This is a genomic window from Azospirillum picis (genome assembly GCF_017876115.1).
Lineage (GTDB): Bacteria > Pseudomonadota > Alphaproteobacteria > Azospirillales > Azospirillaceae > Azospirillum > Azospirillum picis.
In genome coordinates this window covers 96,324-112,910 of the sequence record NZ_JAGINO010000005.1, presented here as the reverse complement: position 1 = coordinate 112,910, position 16,587 = coordinate 96,324, and the positions used below count along the sequence as shown (strand labels likewise).

The 16,587-nt window shown below is 68.7% G+C and carries 15 protein-coding genes and 1 tRNA gene; 7 read left to right on the top strand and 9 right to left on the bottom strand.

What is annotated here, in order from left to right; genetic code table 11:
• Positions 1 to 77: 77 nt before the first annotated feature.
• The 3 genes from J2850_RS09400 to glmU form a co-directional block, all read right to left on the bottom strand.
• Entirely contained in the window at positions 78 to 863 is a 786-nt protein-coding gene (locus J2850_RS09400; protein ID WP_209980933.1) for a M48 family metallopeptidase, read from the bottom strand.
• 290 nt (positions 864 to 1,153) lie between these two features.
• Positions 1,154 to 2,980: a glutamine--fructose-6-phosphate transaminase (isomerizing) gene (gene glmS / locus J2850_RS09395; protein ID WP_209980931.1), complete on the bottom strand. Its 1,827-nt coding sequence runs from the start codon at positions 2,978 to 2,980 to the stop codon at positions 1,154 to 1,156.
• Between the two features lie 53 nt (positions 2,981 to 3,033).
• Complete coding sequence (gene glmU, locus J2850_RS09390) at positions 3,034 to 4,398, bottom strand: bifunctional UDP-N-acetylglucosamine diphosphorylase/glucosamine-1-phosphate N-acetyltransferase GlmU (protein WP_209980929.1); 1,365 nt, start codon at positions 4,396 to 4,398, stop codon at positions 3,034 to 3,036.
• A 573-nt stretch (positions 4,399 to 4,971) separates the two neighbouring features.
• On the opposite strand from glmU, the gene J2850_RS09385 reads away from it, so the two are divergent.
• Positions 4,972 to 5,241: a hypothetical protein gene (locus J2850_RS09385; RefSeq protein WP_209980927.1), complete on the top strand. Its 270-nt coding sequence runs from the start codon at positions 4,972 to 4,974 to the stop codon at positions 5,239 to 5,241.
• Here J2850_RS09385 and J2850_RS31740 read toward each other — a convergent pair.
• Positions 5,186 to 5,431 carry a hypothetical protein gene (locus J2850_RS31740; RefSeq protein WP_343206878.1) on the bottom strand — a complete coding sequence of 82 codons (246 nt, stop codon included), beginning with the start codon at positions 5,429 to 5,431 and terminating at the stop codon, positions 5,186 to 5,188. The genes J2850_RS09385 and J2850_RS31740 overlap by 56 nt on opposite strands.
• Positions 5,428 to 6,135, bottom strand: coding sequence for a DUF3108 domain-containing protein (locus J2850_RS09380; RefSeq protein WP_246512943.1), 708 nt, complete (start codon positions 6,133 to 6,135; stop codon positions 5,428 to 5,430). Before J2850_RS09380 ends, J2850_RS31740 begins: the two co-directional genes overlap by 4 nt.
• A 211-nt stretch (positions 6,136 to 6,346) precedes the next feature.
• Here J2850_RS09380 and J2850_RS09375 point away from each other — a divergent pair.
• The 4 genes from J2850_RS09375 to J2850_RS09360 all read left to right on the top strand — a co-directional run bounded on the left by J2850_RS09375 (position 6,347) and on the right by J2850_RS09360 (position 8,754).
• Positions 6,347 to 6,421: transfer RNA gene (locus J2850_RS09375), tRNA-Val, on the top strand.
• A 251-nt stretch (positions 6,422 to 6,672) separates the two neighbouring features.
• Complete coding sequence (locus tag J2850_RS09370) at positions 6,673 to 6,828, top strand: sugar tyrosine-protein kinase (RefSeq protein ID WP_246512942.1); 156 nt, start codon at positions 6,673 to 6,675, stop codon at positions 6,826 to 6,828.
• Positions 6,829 to 7,049: 221 nt separating this feature from the next.
• Positions 7,050 to 7,928: a pantoate--beta-alanine ligase gene (panC, locus tag J2850_RS09365; RefSeq protein ID WP_209980924.1), complete on the top strand. Its 879-nt coding sequence runs from the start codon at positions 7,050 to 7,052 to the stop codon at positions 7,926 to 7,928.
• 370 nt (positions 7,929 to 8,298) lie between these two features.
• The gene (locus tag J2850_RS09360; protein ID WP_246512941.1) at positions 8,299 to 8,754 is read left to right on the top strand and encodes a flagellar basal body-associated FliL family protein; all 456 of its coding nucleotides are present in this window, start codon (positions 8,299 to 8,301) and stop codon (positions 8,752 to 8,754) included.
• A 55-nt stretch (positions 8,755 to 8,809) separates the two neighbouring features.
• On the opposite strand, the gene J2850_RS09355 is transcribed toward J2850_RS09360, so the two are convergent.
• Positions 8,810 to 10,201, bottom strand: coding sequence for a class II 3-deoxy-7-phosphoheptulonate synthase (locus J2850_RS09355; RefSeq protein WP_209980922.1), 1,392 nt, complete (start codon positions 10,199 to 10,201; stop codon positions 8,810 to 8,812).
• Between the two features lie 257 nt (positions 10,202 to 10,458).
• On the opposite strand from J2850_RS09355, the gene J2850_RS09350 reads away from it, so the two are divergent.
• Positions 10,459 to 11,835, top strand: coding sequence for an AmpG family muropeptide MFS transporter (locus tag J2850_RS09350; RefSeq protein WP_209980920.1), 1,377 nt, complete (start codon positions 10,459 to 10,461; stop codon positions 11,833 to 11,835).
• A 22-nt stretch (positions 11,836 to 11,857) separates the two neighbouring features.
• Here J2850_RS09350 and J2850_RS09345 read toward each other — a convergent pair whose 3' ends face one another.
• The 3 genes from J2850_RS09345 to J2850_RS09335 all read right to left on the bottom strand — a co-directional run bounded on the left by J2850_RS09345 (position 11,858) and on the right by J2850_RS09335 (position 15,060).
• Positions 11,858 to 12,763 carry a manganese catalase family protein gene (locus J2850_RS09345; RefSeq protein ID WP_209980918.1) on the bottom strand — a complete coding sequence of 302 codons (906 nt, stop codon included), beginning with the start codon at positions 12,761 to 12,763 and terminating at the stop codon, positions 11,858 to 11,860.
• Positions 12,764 to 13,084: 321 nt separating this feature from the next.
• A complete protein-coding gene (gor, locus tag J2850_RS09340; protein ID WP_209980916.1) occupies positions 13,085 to 14,452 on the bottom strand; it encodes a glutathione-disulfide reductase in 1,368 nt (455 codons plus the stop codon).
• A 122-nt stretch (positions 14,453 to 14,574) separates the two neighbouring features.
• Positions 14,575 to 15,060 (bottom strand): flagellar basal body-associated FliL family protein, encoded by a 486-nt coding sequence (locus J2850_RS09335; protein WP_209980914.1) that lies wholly within the window; start codon positions 15,058 to 15,060, stop codon positions 14,575 to 14,577.
• A gap of 354 nt (positions 15,061 to 15,414) precedes the next feature.
• Between J2850_RS09335 and J2850_RS09330 the strand changes: the two genes are divergently transcribed.
• A complete protein-coding gene (locus J2850_RS09330; RefSeq protein ID WP_209980912.1) occupies positions 15,415 to 16,581 on the top strand; it encodes a nicotinate phosphoribosyltransferase in 1,167 nt (388 codons plus the stop codon).
• The last annotated feature ends 6 nt before the right edge of the window (positions 16,582 to 16,587 follow it).

The following is a 16,587-nucleotide window of genomic DNA, read 5'->3' as shown; positions in this document are numbered from 1 at the left end:
CGGGAAGGTCCGCAAGGGGGGCGCAAGGAGAGAGGGCGGACGAGAGGGGACGGGCAATCCCCTCTCGCGCCCCGGCCTCATGCGGGCTTGTAGACCGCCAGCGCCTCCGGCATCAGCCGGTTGAGCTGGCCGATGCGGTCGTCGATGCCGGGGTGGGTCGACATGAAGACCGGCGGCTGCGATCCGGTCTGCCGCATGTTCTGCCAGAGCTCGACCGCCGCGCGGGGATCGTAGCCGGCCCGTGCGGACATCATCAGGCCGATGCGGTCGGCCTCCAGCTCCTGGTTGCGCGAGTAGGGCAGGATCAGGCCGTACTGCGCCCCGGTGCCGAGCGCCGCGGCGATCTCCTGGGATCCGGCCACTCCACCGGCTCCCAGGGCGGCGCCGAGCAGGCCGGCCCCGGCTTCCGACGCCATCTGGGTGCTGACGCGTTCGGCGGCATGACCCTCCAGATTATGCGCGATCTCATGCCCGATCACCGCGGCGAGCTGGGCATCGGTCCTGGCGTACTGGAACAGTCCCTCGTAGACGCCGATCTTCTGGCCGGGCAGGGCGAAGGCGTTGGCCTCCTCCCCCTGGAACACCCGCACCTCCCAGGCACCGGCATCGAGCCCGGCGGCGCGCAGCAGGCGCATCGACACCTGCTCGGCGCGACGCTGGTAGTCGGCGTTGGTGGACGCCTTCGTGGTGGACAGCAGGCGCTGCCAGTCCTGCCGGCCCATGTCGGAGAGCTGTTCCTGCGATACCAGGTTCAGCCCCAGCCCGGTGCGGTCCCCGGCGCAACCGGTCAGCGCAACGGCGGCGGCAATGGCACCGGCGGCCGACGCGGTGCGCAGGCGTGCCGTCATTGTCCCTTTCGGCATGGTCCCCCCTTGGTCCTCTGATCTCTCGGTACGATACGGCCGGTTTCCCGGCCGTGGCGATAGGTGGGAGGGAAGGCCGCCAAGGCAAGGGCCGCGTCCGCCGTGTCCCAGGCGGACCCGCCGGAAAGGAAATCGACGCATCGTTGGGAGGACGTGATCGTCCAGGCGGCCTGCGCCCGGACGATCAACCGGTGAAACCGATCCGCGGTGAAACCAATCCCGCTTCCGGCAGCTCGGGTCGGTTCACATTGGCGTCCGCGGACAACCGCCCCGCATTGCCGCCGTCAGCCTCACTCCACCGTCACGCTCTTCGCCAGGTTGCGCGGCTGGTCGACGTCGGTGCCCTTCAGCACGGCGGTGTGGTAGGCCAGAAGCTGAACCGGGATGGCGTAGAGCAGCGGCGCCACCAGCGGATCGCAGGCCGGCAGCTCCACCGACCAGCGCACCTTGTCCTTCAGCTTGTCGATGCCCTTGGCGTCGGCCAGCAGCAGGACCTTGCCAGACCGTGCGCAGACCTCCTGAACGTTGGACACCACCTTCTCGAACAGCGCGTCGGACGGCACCAGCACGATCACCGGGACATTGTCGTCGATCAGGGCGATGGGGCCGTGCTTCAACTCGCCGGCGGCGTAGCCCTCGGCGTGGATGTAGCTGATCTCCTTCAGCTTCAGCGCACCTTCCAGGGCCAGCGGGTACATCGCGCCGCGGCCGAGATACAGGACGTCGCGGGCCTCCGCCACCTCCTGCGCCAGTTCCTTCAGCCGCTCGTCGTGGGCCAGCACGTCGGCGGCGCGCGCCGGCACCTCGCGCAGGGCGTGGGCGATCTTCTGCATCCGCTCCTGGTCGATGGCACCGCGGGCGCGGCCGACGGTGACGGCGAGGCAGGCCAGCGTGGTCAACTGGGTGGTGAACGCCTTGGTGGAGGCGACGCCGATCTCCGGACCGGCCATGGTGTAGAGCACGGCGTCGGATTCGCGGGCGATGGTGCTTTCCGGGGCGTTGACGATCGACAGGATCTTCTGGCCCTGGCGCTTGCAGTAGCGCAGCGCCTCCAGCGTATCCAGCGTCTCGCCGGACTGCGAGATGAACAGCGCGATGCCGCCCGGCGGCAGCGGCGCCTCGCGGTAGCGGAATTCCGACGCGATGTCGACCTCGACCGGGATGCGGGCCAGCGTCTCGAACCAGTATTTGGCCACGAAGCCGGCATAATAGGCGGTGCCGCAGGCGACGATGGTCAGCTTGCTGGCGCCGGCCAGGTCGAAGGGAAACTCCGGCAGCGTGATCGCGCTGGTTTCCGGGTTGATGTAGGCGTTCAGCGTGTCGCCGATGACCTGCGGCTGCTCGTAGATCTCCTTGAGCATGTAATGGCGGTAGCCGTCCTTGCCGATCAGGGCGCCGGACACCGCGGTGGTCTTCACCGGGCGCTCGACGACGGCGCCGGTGGCGTCATGGACGACGGCGGCGGTGCGGCTCACCTCCACCCAGTCGCCGTCCTCCAGGTAGCAGATGCGGTTGGTCAGCGGCGCCAGCGCGAAGGCGTCGGACGCCAGATACATCTCGCCGTCGCCGTAGCCGACGGCCAGCGGCGTGCCGTGGCGGGCGCCGATCATCATCTCGTGCTCGCCGGCGAAGATCAGCACCAGGGCGAAGGCGCCGGTGAAGCGCTTGAAGGCGGCGGCCGACGCCTCGACCGGCGCCATCCCCTCCTTCTCCATGTAGTAGGTGACGAGGTGGACGATCACCTCGGTGTCGGTGGCGCTTTCGAAGACGTAGCCGTGGGCGGCCAGCTCGTCCTTCAGCTCCTGGTAGTTCTCGATGATGCCGTTGTGGACGACGGCGACGCGCTTGGTGGCGTGCGGGTGGGCGTTGTTCTCGGTCGGGCCGCCATGGGTGGCCCATCGGGTGTGGCCGATGCCCACCGTGCCGGACAGCGGCTGGTCGCGCAGCTTCATGTCGAGGTTCAGCAGCTTGCCTTCGGCGCGGCGGCGCTCGATGTGGCCGTTCACCAGGGTGGCGACGCCCGCGCTGTCGTAGCCGCGGTATTCGAGCCGGCGCAGGCCTTCCACCAGCCGGGGGGACGCGTCGTGAATGCCGTTGATGCCGATGATGCCGCACATGGACCTGATGCTCCTGAAAAGATGCCGACCGGAGATGAAGACCCGAACCGATCCTACGCCTTTTTCGCTTTCTCTTTTTGCTTCCGTTCGCGGAAATTGCGCGCCCAGCCGGCGTACGCCTTCTGATTGCCGCGGGCGACCGCCAATGCGTCGGCCTCCACCGCGGTGGTCACCACGCTGCCGGCACCGACGATGGCGCCGTCGCCGACCGTGACCGGCGCGACCAGCGCGGTGTTGGAGCCGATGAAGGCGCCGGCGCCGATGTCGGTGCGGTGCTTGCCGAAGCCGTCATAGTTGCAGGTGATGGTCCCGGCGCCGATGTTGGCCTTGGGGCCGACGCGGGCGTCGCCGATGTAGGTCAGGTGGTTGGCCTTGGCCCCCGCCTCGATCACCGCGTTCTTCACCTCGACGAAATTGCCGATGTGGACATCCGGTCCGATCTCCGCCCCCGGGCGCAGGCGGGCGAAGGGGCCGATGACGGCGCCGCGGTCGATGCGCACCCCTTCCAGGTGGCAGTAGGGCTTGATCTCCACGCCGTCGCCGACGGTGACCCCGGCCCCGAAGACGCAGCCCGGGCCGACCACCACGTCGCGGCCGAGCCGGGTGTCGACGCTGAAGAAGGTGCTGTCGGGGTCGATCAGGGTGGCGCCGTTGTCCATCGCGGCCTTGCGCAGCCGGCGCTGCATCAGCCGCTCCACCTCGGACAGCTCGGCGCGCGAATTGACGCCCACCACCTCGGCCGGCGCCGCTTCCACCACCGAGCAGGCCATGCCGGCGCGCCGGGCGATCTGCACCACGTCGGTCAGGTAGTATTCGCTCTTGGCGTTGTCGTTGCCGACGCTGCCGATCAGGTCGAACATGCGGGCGCCGTCGAAGGCCATCAGGCCGGCGTTGCACAGGGTGACCGCACGCTCCTCCTCGCTGGCGTCGAGATATTCGACGATCTTCTCCAGCCCGCCGCGCGCGTTCAGGATCAGCCTGCCATAGGCGCCGGGATCGTCGGGACGCATGCCCAGCACCACCACCGCCGGATCGGCGGCCTGACGGCGTGCCTGGACCATGGCGCGCAGCGTGTCGGGGGTGACCAGCGGCGTGTCGCCGTACAGCACCACGACGTCGCCGGTGAAGCCCTCCAGCAGGCCGAAGGCGGCGCGCACGGCGTCGGCGGTGCCGCGCTGCTCGTGCTGCACCGCCACCGGGTAGGGGGCGACGGCGGCCGCGACGCTGTCCATGCCGGGACCGACCACCACCACGACATGGTCGGGGTCGAGCGCCGTCACCGCGGCCAGCACATGTCCGACCATCGGCCGGCCGGCCACCCGGTGCAGCACCTTGGGCAGATCGGATTTCATGCGGGTGCCCTTGCCGGCGGCGAGGATCACGCAGGCTAGCGGGCGGTGCGGCGTGGCGGGAGCCATGGTGGTCTTCCTGATCGATGCCTGGATGGGTCGGAGTGAAGCGGAAGAGACGTTGGTTAGGTGCAAGGGAAAGGGTTAAGACATCGCTGCTTTCGCAGCGGGGGCGCCCTGTAGCGGTGCGCGCCGCAGCAAAGTCAAATCCGAGAGTGGTGTGCCACAGCCGCCGTTGAAAGCCCAAGTCAACTTTTGTTTCAGGTGTCATAAGCTCACCGCCTTATGCCGGCCTTATGTCCGAGTTCCGGCCATCCGGCGAAAGCGACATGAGCTGCCGATCCCTTGGTTCCGGGGGAGGGATCGCTAGGGCGGCCGATCATTGCATACGCTGATACTATCCGTTTGATCGGCGCCGCTATCCCTTTGGAGGCGGGCCGATCGGGATGAAAGCCCCTTAAATTGTTGGGGTCGATGCGGCGCCGCCGTTCGACGCGAAGCCGATCGGGGAGGGGCGCGCCCTGCTCCGGACGCCGGCCGCACCCGGCAGGCGGAACAGACAAAACGCTGCCGGAACGGTCCGGGGCCGGCCTCGGCCACGCACCCGCACCAGGGCGGCCACCACGGGGAAGGATGCCGACCATGACCTCTCGCATGGCCCGTATTGTTCACATGGGAAAACTGGGCGGCTATGCGGCGCTTCTCGACGGGGCGCTGATCGAGATCGCTGGCCGCATGGTCTGGGCATCGGCGGATGCGCTGGCCGACGCGGCGCGGTGCGGCGGCATCGCGCTGTCCGATCTCGTCATCGACACCAGCGACCGGGCGGCGGCCGCGCCACGGTGCGCCTCCCCGGTCACGGCGCGGGCTGGCGCGGCGTGGCGGCCCGACCGTCTGCCGCTGGCGGCGTGACGCCGGTCAGGTGCATGACGACGCTGCCGAAGTCGCTTTCGGTTTCCAGCCGCACCGGCAGCGGCGGCGCGCCGGCGGCGACCGGCGCCACCCACAGGTCCACCGGCGGTCGCGGCGCCTGGGCGTCGCGCTGCCAGAATTTCCAGCCCGGTGCCGCGGGGGCATAGCCGGCGATCGGCCGGTAGCTCACCCGGCATTGCAGCGCCACCCCGGAGAAGACGGAGTATCGCGACGGATCGACGATCCGCCGCCCGACGCCCGACGCCCGTGAACACCATGTCGTAGCGCCGGCGCCCGTCGAAGACCGGAGCCGTCCCGTCGCAGCCGGAGGTCGCGCCGATCCCGACCAGCAGGCCGAGCACCGCCGTCAGCGGATCGGACGTTCCGCGCCGCAGGTCCGGCGCCACGGGGGGGGCGGCCTTCCTCCTCCGGCGGCGGGGTGATGGTCACGGCGACGTCGCCCTGCGCGTCATATCGCAGGTCCACGCTGCGCGGCTCCCCATTCACGATGCTGCTTTGCCGGTGACGGTCCGGCCGCAGCCCGGCGCTTCCGGCCAAGCCGTCGCTTTCGGCTTCGGTGCGCCATGAGAACAGCCGCCCGATGGTGCCGCCGGTCACCGCCGACACCGTGATCCGGTACCGGGCGCCCGTCATCTCCAGCGTCGCATCGACGTCCAGCGCGGTCACGCCGCCGACGAACACCCGATAGGTCGCGGTCACCGGCGCCGCGGCAACGCCGGTGGCAGGCAGCGGCATGGACAGGCCGGCGGCCAGCACCAGAACGATGGCGCGCCGCAGCCATTTCTGCCGCCGACACGGTGGCCGCAATGGCCGCGGCGATGATCCGTCGATCCGCGCGGAGCCGGGCGGGGACTTCGGGAACAGTGTGGACATCAGGGACGGGAGCGGGGAGAGGGGCACGGATCGGGGTCTCCGGCGGGCGGCGAGTTTTTTGTAGATGGGGGCGAATCTCCTGCTTGACACCCAGCGGGGAAGGCCGTAGAAACCCGCCCACCGCAGCGGCGGGGCCGACGACAGCCGGCCGCGACGCTCCCGGGACTGCCGGCCGAGAGGCGGTGGACCGGGGCACAGAGTTCAAGGGTTCGGGCGCGTAGCTCAGCGGGAGAGCATTCGCTTCACACGCGAAGGGTCACAGGTTCAATCCCTGTCGCGCCCACCATTCAGGAAAGGGCTTCGGACATCGTCCGGAGCCCTTTTCGTTTCCGGCGTCGCCAGTGCCGGCACCGGGACGGCCGGGGTGAAGGCTTGAAGCCGCGGGCGCCGCATAAGGCGGAAACTTCTCATGATGCTCCGCTGATGTTTCAGCGAGCCTGCGATCGATTGACGCAGATCAGCCCCATCGGCGCTGCGATGCGGTAGAAGGTCTCCTTCCCGCCACCCATTTCGGAAAGCCCCCATTCCATGGAAGACATGCGCGTAACCCTGATGGCGCTCGGCCTGCTGGTCGTGGTGCTGCTCGTCATCGTCGGTTCGGTCGTCATCTCCCCGTCCTTCACCGCCCTGCTGGCGACCCTGCTGGCCTGGGCCAACCTGACCTATCTGGTCGGAATCACGCTGAAGCGCTGACGGTCGATGCCCTGGCGCCGGGTTCCGGCGCCAGTGTCCCGGCGCCATGTCTCAGCGCCATATCCCAGCGGGAGCGCTCCGGCGCCGGCTGTCCCGATGCGGCATCGGGCCATCACTGCCGCTGCAATCGGCAACAGTCTGTCTTTCGGAAAGCTTTTCTGGACAGGAACGGTCGTCCGGAGTATCTCAGCGCGCGACTTCGACCCGTGAGGAACGCCGCCATGACGCCCGCCTCCCAGCCTGCCCGCCCGCTGCCCGTCCTCCGGTCGGTCGAGGACATCCGTGCGCAGGTGGCGGCTTGGCGTGGCGGGGGATTGACGGTCGCGCTGGTGCCGACGATGGGCGCGCTGCATGACGGCCACCTCGCGCTGGTGCGGCGCGCACGCATGTTGGCCGATCGCGTCATCGCCAGCGTCTTCGTCAATCCGGCCCAGTTCGCCCCCCACGAGGATTTCGACCGTTATCCGCGCGACGAGGCCGGGGACGCCGCAAAGCTGGCATCAGCCGGCTGCGATGCGCTGTATGCACCGACCGTGCGGGGCATGTATCCGCCGGGGTTCGCGACGGCGATTTCCGTCGGCGGACCGGCGGAGGGCCTGTGCGGCAGCTTCAGGCCGCAGATGTTCGGCGGCGTCGCCCTGGTGGTGACGAAGCTGTTCCTGCAGGCGCTGCCGGACGTCGCCGTCTTCGGCGAGAAGGACTACCAGCAGCTCATGGTGATCCGGCGCTTCACCCGCGACCTCGACATCCCGGTCCGGGTGGAGGGGCTGCCGACCGTCCGGGAGGAGGACGGGCTCGCCATGTCCTCGCGCAACGCCTATCTCGCCGCCGGGGAGCGTACCCGTGTGCCGGAGCTGTACCGGAGCCTGATCGCCGCGGCCGACGCGTTGGCCCGTGGGGCGGAGGTGGACGGGGTTCTCACCGCCGTGCGCGGCCGGATCGCCGAAGCCGGCTTCGGCACCATCGACTATGTCGAACTGCGCGACGCCGAGACGCTGGAGCCGGTGGCCGCGGTCGAGCGTCCGGCCCGCCTGCTTGCCGCCGCCTGGATGGGCAAGGCGCGCCTGATCGACAATGTTCCGGTGGTGCCGGCCGGGTAGGATCGCCGTCGCCGGGGCAAGCCATGCGCAACCGGCCGGCCGGCCAGCCCGCCGGCACTCTCATCGGCCCTGTCACGGCTATCGCATATGGCAATAATCGCCCTCTCCCGCCCTGGGAGAGGGAGGGGACCCACGAAGTGGGGAGGGTGAGGGGGTGTTCCAAGACCCCAGAACCGCAGGGTTTCTTGCATTACCCCTCACCCTTCCCATGCTCCGCGTGGGCCCCTTCCCTCTCCCGGGCGGGAGAGGGAGCCATATGCGATTGCCCTGTCGGCCCTGTCATCGGCATTTGACCGCCGGTCGTTGCCTGCCATAGCATGCGCGCTGGTGGGGCAGGGGACTCCCGGACGCCGGGGGCGGAAAGGCGAGCTTGAGGTTCGTCCGTCGCAACCGCAACGGGGAGGCGTCCTCCCTGATGCCCTTGGCGTTGACCGCCCTTCTGCTGCTGCTCGCGGCGCTGGGGGCTGGCGGTGCGGTGATCGCCAGCAGGAGCCGCGCCCCGGCAGCGCAGGATCATGCCGGAGCCGACAGGAAATATGCCAGCCTGCCGATGATGACGTTCTCGCTGGGTGGCGGCGCCGCACGCATGGTCGACGTCAAGGTGCTGCTGGAACTCGATCCATCGGCGGACGGCAAGGTCGCCGATCCCTATATCCCACGGATTTCCGACCGCCTGTCCGACCGCCTGCGGCAGATCGATCCGCAACAGCTCACCGGCACCGATGGTGCCAGACTGATGAAAAGCACCATCTCCAGCGTGCTCGACCGCGAGCTGCGCGGCGTCCGGGTCAGGGATATCCTGCTCGACCGGATGGTGGTGCGGTAGGGGGCTCCGCTGCCGGAGCCCCGTCTCGCGGTGCCGGAGCGATCACTCCGGCCGGTCACTCCGCCGCGACGGCGGCGCGGCGGCGGGCTTCACGCTCGTGCCGGCCCTGCTTCAGCTTCTCCGCCAGCAGGAAGGCCAGTTCCAGCGACTGGCTGGCATTCAGCCGCGGATCGCAGGCGGTGTGGTAGCGGAGCGCAAGATTGTGGTCGGTGATCGCCTGGGCGCCGCCGGTGCACTCCGTCACGTCCTGGCCGGTCAGTTCGAAATGGACGCCGCCGGCATGGGTGCCTTCGGCCTGGTGCACCTCGAAGAAGCCGCGCGCCTCGGCCAGCACGCGCTCGACCGGACGTGTCTTGTATCCGGTGGTCGACTTCACGGTGTTGCCGTGCATCGGGTCGCAGGACCACACCACCGCGCGGCCCTCGCGCTGGACCTTGCGCAGCAGCGGCGGGAACTTCTCCGCCACCTTGTCGGAACCCATGCGCACGATCAGCGTCAGCCGTCCCGGCTCGTTGGCCGGGTTCAGGATGTCGATCAGGCGGATCAGTTCGTCCGGATCGGTGGTCGGGCCGCATTTCAGGCCGATCGGGTTCTTCACGCCGCGCAGGAACTCGACATGCGCGCCGTCCGGCTGGCGGGTGCGGTCGCCGATCCACAGCATGTGGGCCGATACGTCGTACCAGTCGCCGGTGGTGCTGTCGACGCGGGTCAGAGCCTGCTCGAACGGCAGCAGCAGCGCCTCGTGGCTGGTGAAGAAATCGGTCTCGCGGATCTGCGGGGTGGTCTCCGCGGTGATGCCGCAGGCCGCCATGAAGGCCAGCGTCTCGTCGAGGCGGTTGGCCAGCTCCTGGAAATGCTCGCCGGCCGGCGACCTCTCGACGAAGCTCAGCGTCCACTGGTGGACCTTGTGCAGGTCGGCGTAGCCGCCCTGGGCGAAGGCGCGCAGCAGGTTCAGCGTCGCGGCGGCCTGGGTGTAGGCCTGCATCATCCGTTCAGGATCGGGGATGCGCGCCTCGGCGTTGAAGTCGAAGCCGTTGATGATGTCGCCGCGGTAGGACGGCAGCTCCATTCCCTCGATCGTCTCCATGTCGGCCGATCGCGGCTTGGCGAACTGGCCGGCCATGCGGCCGACCTTGATGACCGGGATCGCGGCGCCGAAGGTCAGCACCACGGCCATCTGCAGCAGGACGCGGAAGGTGTCGCGGATGTTGTTGGGGTGGAACTCGGCGAAGCTCTCGGCGCAGTCGCCGCCCTGCAGCAGGAAGGCATGGCCGGCGGCGGCCTCGGCCAGCTTGGCCTTCAGCCGGCGGGCCTCGCCGGCGAAGACCAGCGGCGGGTAGGAGGCAAGGCGCTGCTCGACTGCCTCGACCTTCGCATGGTCGGGATAGGTCGGCAATTGCTTCGCCGGTTTCGTCCTCCAACTGCCGGGTGTCCAACGCTCGACCATGACGCGCCTGCTCTTCCTTGGGGATTGCGGAACGGGGCGGACGGCGACCGGCCCCGGGGAGGTCCTCTATACCGCGACTCACGGTAACTTTTCCACAGTTTCGGGCCTCCTGCCGGCAATGCTGTGCTGCACGGCGAGTCGGGCCGCTACCGGAGGTGATTTCATCTGAAAGAAAGTTCGTGTCGCCGCCGCTGGCGGCGGCGGGCCGCGGCCTCTATACATCCCCTGTGCGACAGCCTTCGAGGAGCGGCTCCCCCTTGACTGAGACATCCCGGCCGGAGCGGCGCCCGTCCTCCCGGCATCCCTCCTGGCTTCAGGCGCTGGCCGTCTACCGCGACCCGCGCGTGCTGGCGATCCTGTTCCTCGGCTTTTCCGAAGGGCTGCCGCTGGCGCTGACCGGGGCGACGCTGAACGTCTGGCTGACCGAGGAGGGTGTCAGCCGGACCAGCATCGGCCTGTTCGCGCTGGTCACCATGCCCTACGCGCTGAAATTCCTGTGGGCGCCGCTGATCGACCGGCTGCGGCTGCCGGTGATGACGCGGCTGTTCGGGCGCCGGCGCGGCTGGGCGCTGACGGCGCAGGCGGCGCTGGTGGCGGCCCTGCTGGCGCTGGGCTCGACCAATCCGGGGGCGGACCTGTGGTGGACGGCGCTGTGCGCGGTGCTGGTCGCCTTCTGCTCCGCCAGCCAGGACATCGTCGTCGACGCCTACCGCGTCGAGGTGCTGGAGGAGAGCCGGCAGGCCGCCGGTTCGGCCGTGCTGGTGCTGGGCTACCGGTTCGGGCTGATGGCGGCGGGGGCCGGAGCGCTCTACATCGCGCAGTTCCACGGCTGGCGTGCCGCCTACGAGGCGATGGCGGCGCTGGTGCTGGTCGGCATGGTCACCATCCTGCTGAGTCCGGAGCCGAAATCGCCGCCGCCGAGCGCCCGCGAGCGGCGGATCGCCGAATGGCTGGAGGCGCGTCCCCACCTGTCGGGCCGTCGCGCGGTGGCCGTCGCCTGGATCTACGGCGCCGTGGTGGCGCCCTTCCTCCAGTTCATGGAACGGCGGGGCTGGATGGTGATCCTGGCCTTCATCGCCAGCTACAAGCTGGGCGAGGTGCTGGCCGGGCAGATGTCGTCCACCTTCTACATCGATCTCGGCTTCACCAAGGCGGAGATCGCCACGGTGTCGAAGCTGTTCGGGCTGTGGGCGACGATCGCCGGCGGGCTGCTCGGCGGATTGCTGGTCGGGCGGGTCGGGGTGCTGCGCGGCCTGATGATCGGCGGCGTGCTGCAGATGGTGTCGAACCTGGGCTACGTCGCGCTCGCCTGGACCGGCAACGACGTGTCGATGCTGGCGGCGACGGTCGCCACCGACAATATCTGCGGCGGCATCGCCACCGCGGCCTTCGTCGCCTACCTGTCCAGCCTGTGCAACGCTGCCTATACGGCGACGCAATATGCCCTGCTCTCCAGCCTCTACAAGCTCGGTGGCGACCTGTTCGGCGCCTCGTCGGGCTGGCTGGCCGAGCGGATGGACTGGACCGGTTTCTTCCTGTTGTCGATGGCCGGCGCGCTGCCGGCGTTGGCCCTGCTGGTCTGGCTGACCGGCCTCCATCGTCGCGAGCAGGCGGCCGCCGTCCCCGCTCAGTAGCGGGGGCGGCGGCCGGCGCCTGTCAGCGCTTGTTGGTGGTCGTCGTGGTCTTGCCCGCGCCGGGACCGGCGCCCAGGTCGGCGCCGGTCAGCGGATCGGAATCCGGCTTCGACATGGTGCGGGCGGCAACCGCATTGACCGCGGCCATTTCCGAGGCGGCCAGCTTGACCGTCGGGTTGCCCTCGCCGCCGTTGACCGGCGCATCGTCCGGCTTGACGTCGACGAACTCCCACTGGGCGCCCTGGTTCCAGGGGCCGCGCATGTCGCCCTCGCCCTGGCTGGTGTTGTAGTACTTGTCGGTGTACTGCGGCATGCCCGGCAGCTTGCCCGGCGGGAAGTTGTTGTCGATGGCGTAGAGCGCCTTCTCGAAGCTCTTCTGGTGGGCGATCTCGCGGGTCATCAGGAAGCCCAGCGCCTCTTTGACCCCGGCGTCGGTGGTGATGTTGATCAGCCGCTCATAGATGATCTTGGCGCGCGATTCCGCGGCGATGTTGGAACGCAGGTCGGCGGTCGGTTCGCCGATGCTGTCGATGTAGCCGCCGGTCCATAGCTGGCCGGCGGAATTCACCAGGGCCGGGCCGCCGCCGTAGAGCAGGGACAGGGTGTGGCTGCCGCTGCCCTGGGTGATGTTGGCATAGAGGTCGGCGGTTTCCTCGGCCGCTTCGGCCAGCTTGCCCTTCACGCCCTTGGTCAGCATGGCGACGATCGAGCCGATGACCTCGAGATGGCTAAGCTCCTCGGTGGCGATGTCGATCAGCATATCCTTGCGGCCCGGATCCTCATCGGCCAGACCCTGCGTGAAATAGCGCATGGCCGCCGCCAGTTCGCCCTGCGGGCCGCCGAACTGCTCCAGCATCAGGCTGGCGAGCTTCGGATTCGGCTCCGACACGCGAACCGTGTACATGAGGTTTTTGTTGTGCATGAACATGCGAGGGACTCCTCCCGCTTCGATAAGTCGAGGAATGGAGGAACCCGGACCGGATCGCCGCCAGGGGATGCACCTCGGGGAGGTGCCGGCGGGACCGAGGGGCTTGCCGCTCCGGATCGTTCCGCGCCTTCAACACCGCAGTTTTTAGAGGCGTTCCAAGAAAAATCGCTGTTCCAACGAGTTATGCCGGAGGGTGCGTACCGGAAGGTGGAGGAGGGGGAGGGCTGAAGAGGAGGTGAAATCCGCCCTTCCTGGCCCCGTCGCAGGACTGCGGGGGCGGGGCCAGGGGCGGGGAGGAGAGAGCGGGCGTAAGGACGCCCTTCAGATCTTCTGCTCCGGCTGGGCCTTCTCGCGCATCAGCACGAACTCCTCCGCGGTGGAGGGATGCAGCGCGATGGTACGGTCGAAGTCCTGCTTGGTGGCTCCGACGTTCAGCGCAATGGCCATCGTCTGCATCATCTCCGGCGCGTCCATGCCCATCATGTGGGCGCCCAGCACCCGTTGGCTGTCGCCGTCCACCACCAGCTTCATCAGCACCCGTTCGTCGCGGCCGGACAGCGTGTGCTTCATCGGGCGGAAGCCGGCCTTGTAGATGTCGATCTTCGGGTACTTGGCCCGCGCCTGCATCTCCGTCAGCCCGACGGTGCCGAGCGGCGGCAGCGAGAATACCGCGGTCGGCACGTTGTCGTAGCCGATGTGCATGGGGTTGTCGTTGAACAGCGTCTCGGCCAGCGCACGGCCCTCGGCGATGGCGATGGGGGTCAGCGCCATGCGGTCGGTGACGTCGCCGATGGCATAGATGCCCTCCACGCCGGTGCGCGACCATTCGTCGACCGGGATGGCGCCCTTGTCGTTCAGGGTGATGCCGACCTCTTCCAGGCCGAGGTTCTTCGTGTTCGGGCTGCGGCCGGTGGCGGCCATCACCAGGGCGGCGGAGTGCTCGCGTCCCATATGGTCGGTCAGGGTGTAGCCGCCGGGTCCCTTCTCCAGCTTCTGCGGCTTGCAGCGCGAGATGATGGTGATGCCGCGCTTGCGCATCTCCTGCGCCAGCGCGACGCGGATGTCGTCGTCGAAGCCGTTCAGCAGGTCGTCGCCGCGGATCATCAACGTCACCTCGGCACCCAGGCCGCGGAAGATGCTGGCGAACTCGACGGCGATGTAGCCGCCGCCGATGATCAGCACCGAATGGGGCAGCGTCGGCAGGTGCAGGGCCTCGTTGGAGGTCGCCGCCAGCTCGATGCCCTCGATTGCGGGCATCGACGGCCAGCCGCCGGTGGCGATCAGGATGTTGCGGGCGGTGTAGCGCTTGCCCGCCACCTCGATGGTGTGAGGGTCGACGATCCGGCCGAACCCTTCGAACAGGGTGACGCCGGAGTTCTTCAGCATATTGATGTAGATGCCGTTCAGGCGGTCGATCTCGGCGTCCTTGCGGGCGATCAGCGTCTCCCAGTCGAAAGCCGGCAGGTGCGAATCCCAGCCATAGCCGCGGGCATCCTCGAACCCGTCGCGGAACTGCGCGGCGTAGACCAGAAGCTTCTTCGGCACGCAGCCGCGGATCACGCAGGTACCGCCGACGCGGCTGCCCTCGCAGATGGCCACCTTGGCCCCATAGGAGGCGGCGCGCCGGCTGGCGGCGACGCCTCCGGACCCCGCCCCGATGGTGAAGAGATCGAAATCGAACTCGGCCACGGCCGTCTCCTTCCGCTCGACATGGGCTTACCGGCCCAAAGGATCCTCATGCCACGAATTTGCGGCACGAATGATCATGTGGGGAGGATATGGGGCGGTGGCCAACGTTGAGAAGCGCGGCGTTAGCGCAGCAGCATGTCCTGGATCAGCACTTGTTTGGCCTTGAGCGGCCGCATCGTCCTGTCGGCGACGAACCGCAGCGCGTCCTTCACGTAGGCAGACCCGTTCGCCCCCTGCAGGTCTGAGGGCGAGACGTCCAACAAGCGCCGGGTCATCGCATCGGCGATGCGCGGGAGCTGGGGGGTGACGGCAGTGAGCGGCGTGGCCGGATCGAACTCAAGAACGGCGCGCAGGCGCAGTTCGCGGAGCTGCCGGCCGTCATTGAGGGTGACGACCATCGTCGGGAGGGTCGCATAGACGCCGGGGGCAGGCATCGCGCCGGCACCGGCCGGACCCAAGGCGCCATGGGCCTTGGCGGGGCGCAGCAGCAGCGCGCTGCCGACGCCGGCACCGGCGAAGGCGACCAGGAGACCCAGCAGGGCCAGCACCATCCGACGACCGACATGGTCGAGGGAGGCAAGCGACCTCTCCGGGCTGGTTGCGGTCATTCCCGCCGTCTCCGTCCTGTCCGAAACCAGTCTGCCGCCGGGCGGCGATGACCTGGGGCCGATGGTAGTGGCAAGAAAGGGGTAGGTCAAATACAGGCATTTTATATGGTTTTTCCTGGCGGATGCCCGACGGCGGCTTGGCTCCCGCCGGAAACGCAGACCAGCCATCCCCGCAGGCCCGGCTGGACGCGAACCCTCTTCCCCTGTCTGCCCAGGCCGTATAATGCTGGAATCCGGACCTGCCGGCCGTCGATCCGTCCGGTGGGACCATCCGTGATGAAGCAATGTCGGCGATGCGCAGACGGATGCGCGGACATCGACGCAAAACTGGGGCGGAAGACGAAGGCGACCGGCATGAGCGACAGCGACACCCGTACAGTTGACGACCGGCCGGCGGCGGCCAGCCACCCGTCCTCCGCCGCGATCCCCGACTGGACGGACACCTATTTCCGCCGCACCAAGGAAGCGGTGGGCAAGTTCGGCGACAAGACCGTGACCTACGCCATCTTCATGCGCCGCCCGGTGGTCTGTGCTCCGCGGCTGGCCGTCGAGTGGCTGGAGGCGGTGGCGCGCGAGCGCAGGTTCCCGGTGCAGATCGAGCTGAACTACCCCGAGGGCAAGTGGGTCGGCGCGGGCGAGCCGATCATGTACGTCACCGGCTCCTTCTACCATCTGGTGGATTGCGAGACGATCATCCTGCAGAAGCTCGGGCCGGCCAGCGTCGCCGCCTACAATGCCTTCACCATGTGCGCCGACCTGCCGAAGGTGGCCTTCCTTGCCATGGATGCCCGCCACTGCGCCGGCACCGAGATGGCGGAGATGATGGCCTACGCCGCCTCGGTCGGCTCCGACCGCGCCCGGCGCAAGGTCGGCGCGAAGGGCTTCATCGGCAACGCCACCGATGCGACCGCCGGCTACTTCGGCCGGGAAAAGGGCATGGGCACCATGCCGCACGCCCTGATCGGCTATGCCGGCTCGACGGCGCGGGCGGCGGAGATGTTCCACGAAACCTTCCCCGACCTGCCGCTGACCGTCCTGGTCGATTATTTCGGCCGGGAGATCACCGACGGGCTGGAGGTCTGCCGCCGCTTCCCGCAGCTCGCCGCCCAGGGCAAGCTGTCGCTGCGCCTCGACACTCCCGGCGGCCGCTTCGTCGAGGGCCTCGACCCGCCCGGATCCTATGCGGTGCTGGAACGCCATGCGCCGCATGCGATCCGCGGCTACCGCGACGAGACGCAGTTGCGCTACCTGATCGGCACCGGCGTGTCGGCTGCCGCCATCCACTATGTGCGCGAACGCTTGGACGAGGCCGGGTTCCCGGCGGTGAAGATCGTGGCCAGCAGCGGCTTCGGCCCGGCCAAATGCCGCCTGATGGCCGAGGCGAATGCCCCCGTCGACGTGATCGGGACCGGCAGCTACCTGCCCGAACGCTGGACCGAGACCTATGCCACCGCCGACATCATCGAATATGACGGTGAGCGGCGCGTGAAGGTCGGGCGCGAGTTCCTGTTCCGGCGTTAGCCAGAC